Annotated in this window: 3 protein-coding genes and 1 tRNA gene; 1 reads left to right on the forward strand and 3 read right to left on the reverse strand. The window is 40.5% G+C overall.

Annotated elements, in window-relative coordinates; all coding sequences use genetic code 11:
* Positions 1–106 precede the first annotated feature (106 nt).
* Positions 107–847 carry an aspartate/glutamate racemase family protein gene (locus H0Z23_RS08775; protein WP_296869071.1) on the reverse strand — a complete coding sequence of 247 codons (741 nt, stop codon included), beginning with the start codon at positions 845–847 and terminating at the stop codon, positions 107–109.
* A gap of 134 nt (positions 848–981) precedes the next feature.
* Positions 982–1,058 (reverse strand) — tRNA-Arg (locus H0Z23_RS08780).
* A 271-nt stretch (positions 1,059–1,329) separates the two neighbouring features.
* On the opposite strand from H0Z23_RS08780, the gene H0Z23_RS08785 reads away from it, so the two are divergent.
* The gene (locus H0Z23_RS08785) at positions 1,330–1,938 is read left to right on the forward strand and encodes a hypothetical protein (RefSeq protein WP_296869072.1); all 609 of its coding nucleotides are present in this window, start codon (positions 1,330–1,332) and stop codon (positions 1,936–1,938) included.
* 553 nt (positions 1,939–2,491) lie between these two features.
* On the opposite strand, the gene H0Z23_RS08790 is transcribed toward H0Z23_RS08785, so the two are convergent.
* Positions 2,492–3,163, reverse strand: a complete 672-nt coding sequence (locus H0Z23_RS08790; protein ID WP_296869073.1) for a GNAT family N-acetyltransferase — start codon at positions 3,161–3,163, stop codon at positions 2,492–2,494.
* Positions 3,164–3,320: the final 157 nt, after the last annotated feature.

A 3,320-nucleotide genomic window follows, 5' to 3' on the forward strand; every position in this document is an offset into this window, starting at 1 on the left:
ATTTTCACTGTCCGTTGCCAGCAATATTTTTTACCCACAGTCAAATAAAATTTATTTATTTTCTAGAATTTACTCCTCCCTATCTGCATCCATACTAATTTTGTTTTCATATAAATCCGTGGTACCCCTGTTGAACAACAGCGGTATGGACGAAGCGGATCATAGTGATAAAGTCAAACACTGGTCTTCCTGTAGATTCCTGCACTGCCTTTGCATATGGAGGAAGATCACTACACTCAAGCAATATGGCTCCAACTTCAGGGTGTTCTTTTATCATTGTCTCGGCTACCTCCACCACTTCCTTTTCAATTTTATCTGAATCCAACGTGCCCTTCTCCTCCAAGATAGCAGTTCTAAACTCATCTTTTTCTTCCATTCCTTTTATAACTATATTCATGTCACAAGTTATGCCTGCTGCATGAAAATGCTTGTCCGTGAGGCAAGTTGAATTAGCCGTTATTATGCCAATTTTAAGTGAAGGATTTAAAATCCGCCTAATGAAAGGGACTTGCAGCAAACTTGATAAAAAAACAGGAATCTTCAAAGCTTCAGCAACCTCTTCCTGAAAAAGGGCCATGAATCCGCAAGCTCCAGTAATGGCCCTTACACCTTCAGCTTCAAGTTCAAGCGCAGCTTCTATAAAAGGTTTAACCAAGGAAGGATCTCTCTGGTTCAGGAGCCTATATATGGACGCACCTTTCACTTTTTTGTACCTCACTGGAAAATCAAACGTGGTGGCATTACCTACGTTTCCAGGAACACACGGGTAATGGGCATCAAGAATCAATATGCCTATTGATTCTCCGTCCCAACATCTGGTGCTATTTTTTAATTTATAAATAGCCATGGCAAGGCCCCCTTTCATAGGACATTAAATATTATGATACCAATAAATAAATAATAAAAAAAGAAAGATATGCATATATTGACAGGAGACAAAAGGAAAAATTTTTGACGTGTTCCATAAAAAATACAATTGAATGGCGTGCCCGTCGGGATTCGAACCCGAGGCCTTTGGCTCCGGAGGCCAACGCTCTATCCAGCTGAGCTACGGGCACGTGGGACAGGAGCAATATTACCACGCATAGAACCTAAATTCAATTGGACAACAATCATATGTGTTACCGGACAGTGGTATTGTCTCCCTGTAAGGGAACAGAGAAGATGCCTCAACAGTAACTTAATAGAATACCCCTGAGTTCTGTCGAATACAAAATACTCTTCCCTCTTGCGTGCGTATGGCTCTTCACTTTGTGATATTATATCTTCAAAGTAATTATCAACCATATTATAGCTGCAAAGGCGACATTACTTGGGATGGAGACAATTATGAAAACTAAAATAATAGCTGCAGTGTTTTCTACAAGCTTGCTAGCTTTTCACTCCTTGGTGACACTAAACATCAACTTAAAAGCCACAAACAATGAGGCTCCTTTGAGTAATACCCCACCCAACCAGGTATTATCAGAATTCGAAAAGATAAAAAAAGGTGACGAAAAACAAAAACTGTGCAGAGGGATGTTTCATTTTGTGACCTATTCGGCCCAAAATATCCGTTCTGAAGCTAGGCACGGATATGTTGAAATTGAAGGGTATGTAGTTCCCGATGTTTTTACTTGCCTATCTTATAAAAACAAGGGAGTAACCTTTCTGATCCGCTCTAATCTGTGGGGTGACGACGGATACTGGCCTAGCGTAGGAGTTGATTTACCTGAAGAATTCGGCCCTCCATTGACAGAAAAAGAAAGAACAAAGGGATGGCGTGTTTCGCAAAAGACACCTTCGAATCTTTCAAGGGATTGGGTATTTGTAAAGTGGCCAAAGGGCTCAGCTTTCGTCTCCGCTAAGCGTTTAAAGGAATTTGTTAAAACAATGAGCCTTTCTACGATAGCAAGAGAGGGAATGGAAAAGTCCTTAAGGGAAATGCCAAGTGAGTGATGCTTTTTAAAGGTTCTAAAAAGCAAATAGTCCATTGCATTGTTATAAGTAACGTACGCTGAACGTGATGCTTCTCTAACCTTAAGGCGAGAAGCTGACAGTGCCGCCAGAGGGATACACAAGGGCTTTCAAATATAACAGCCTCACGAAGGTTATTCTGCCCAAAACAGCATTAATCGCTTCAGGGTACCAGCGCAAGAGGCCTTGTTTTGGCTTTTACGCAATTACACGGGCTAAATTCTAATTTTTAATTACCTCACTGAAAGTTTTGCCAGGAGAATTTGACAGCTACGTTCCCTGCTTGTACATGTTAGTAAATTGGTTTGCCTCATATACCATTACAAACTCCACTTTTAGGATAGGAGTTATCAAAAAGTGGGGTTATTTTCAACGATCTTTCTTTTTGCCTATGGACAACGATGTTGATGCAAGGATTAATTTTTCATATCCACTGGAAAAACAGCTATTCTAATCATATACCTGCCCTTAGTTTGGCAAAGAGATGCTGATAAACGACTCAGAACATGGATCCAAGTCAGCTTTAAAACCTTAATTACTCATCTAGCATTGAACTCGCAGCTTCGTATTCGTCCTGACTTGCCTGATACTTCTTTTCTTTAGGTGGAAATGACCTATCAAATTCTTCTACTTCTTCCTCTGTCACATCGAAGACATCTGAAAAAACTACATAACCTGATATGTTATCCAGCGCTCCCTCATAAAGAGGCAAAACTAACAGGCCTTTGTAGAACTTCCCATCAGGCATTGAGATATTATATTTCTTGCCGCCTACAAACCCGTATGGCTTGTAATGATATGGATATCCAAGTGCCAGGATCGCTCGATAGCCCATTTCTTTAGCAACTTCGATTTCGATAGAGTGAGTAATAAGCTTTTTCCCAAGCCCCTTCCTATGAAACTTCGGCGAAATAAAAACAGGGCCAAAAGTAATTGTCTTATACTCTGTATTATCTTTTGAAACGATTTTTGAATGCGTATAAAATATTCCGCCTTCAACTTGACCGTCAACCTCGATGACAAATGTAAGTTCTTTTATAAAATCATCATGCTCTCTCATTTTGTGAATCACAAAGTGTTCATGGCAACCTGGGGAATATAGGTTCCAAAATGCTTCTCTTGCAACTTCTTCAACTCTTCGATAATCCTTTGGTTCTTCGTTTCTAATATTTATATCCAAATTTTTCACCCTTCCTGTAGCACCCATGGGGTCATAGTATCTATGATGCTCTTCCAGAAATCAAGATTCATGAAGCCCAGCGAGGATATTTCCGGAATCACGCCGTCCCAGCCTTTGTCTCAGTAGAAATGAGCCGCCACGACGAAACCAGCGAGGAGGGAGCATAAGCTCCTGAAGCTCTGCA

The sequence above is a fragment of the Thermovirga sp. genome, assembly GCF_017656375.1.
Classification (GTDB): domain Bacteria; phylum Synergistota; class Synergistia; order Synergistales; family Thermovirgaceae; genus Thermovirga.

Bases quoted from the DNA above. Each gene is read 5' to 3' on its own strand.
- H0Z23_RS08775 (WP_296869071.1), bottom strand. From the start codon at position 847: ATGGCTATTTATAAATTAAAAAATAGCACCAGATGTTGGGACGGAGAA.
- H0Z23_RS08785 (WP_296869072.1), top strand. From the start codon at position 1,330: ATGAAAACTAAAATAATAGCTGCAGTGTTTTCTACAAGCTTGCTAGCT.
- H0Z23_RS08790 (WP_296869073.1), bottom strand. From the start codon at position 3,163: ATGGGTGCTACAGGAAGGGTGAAAAATTTGGATATAAATATTAGAAAC.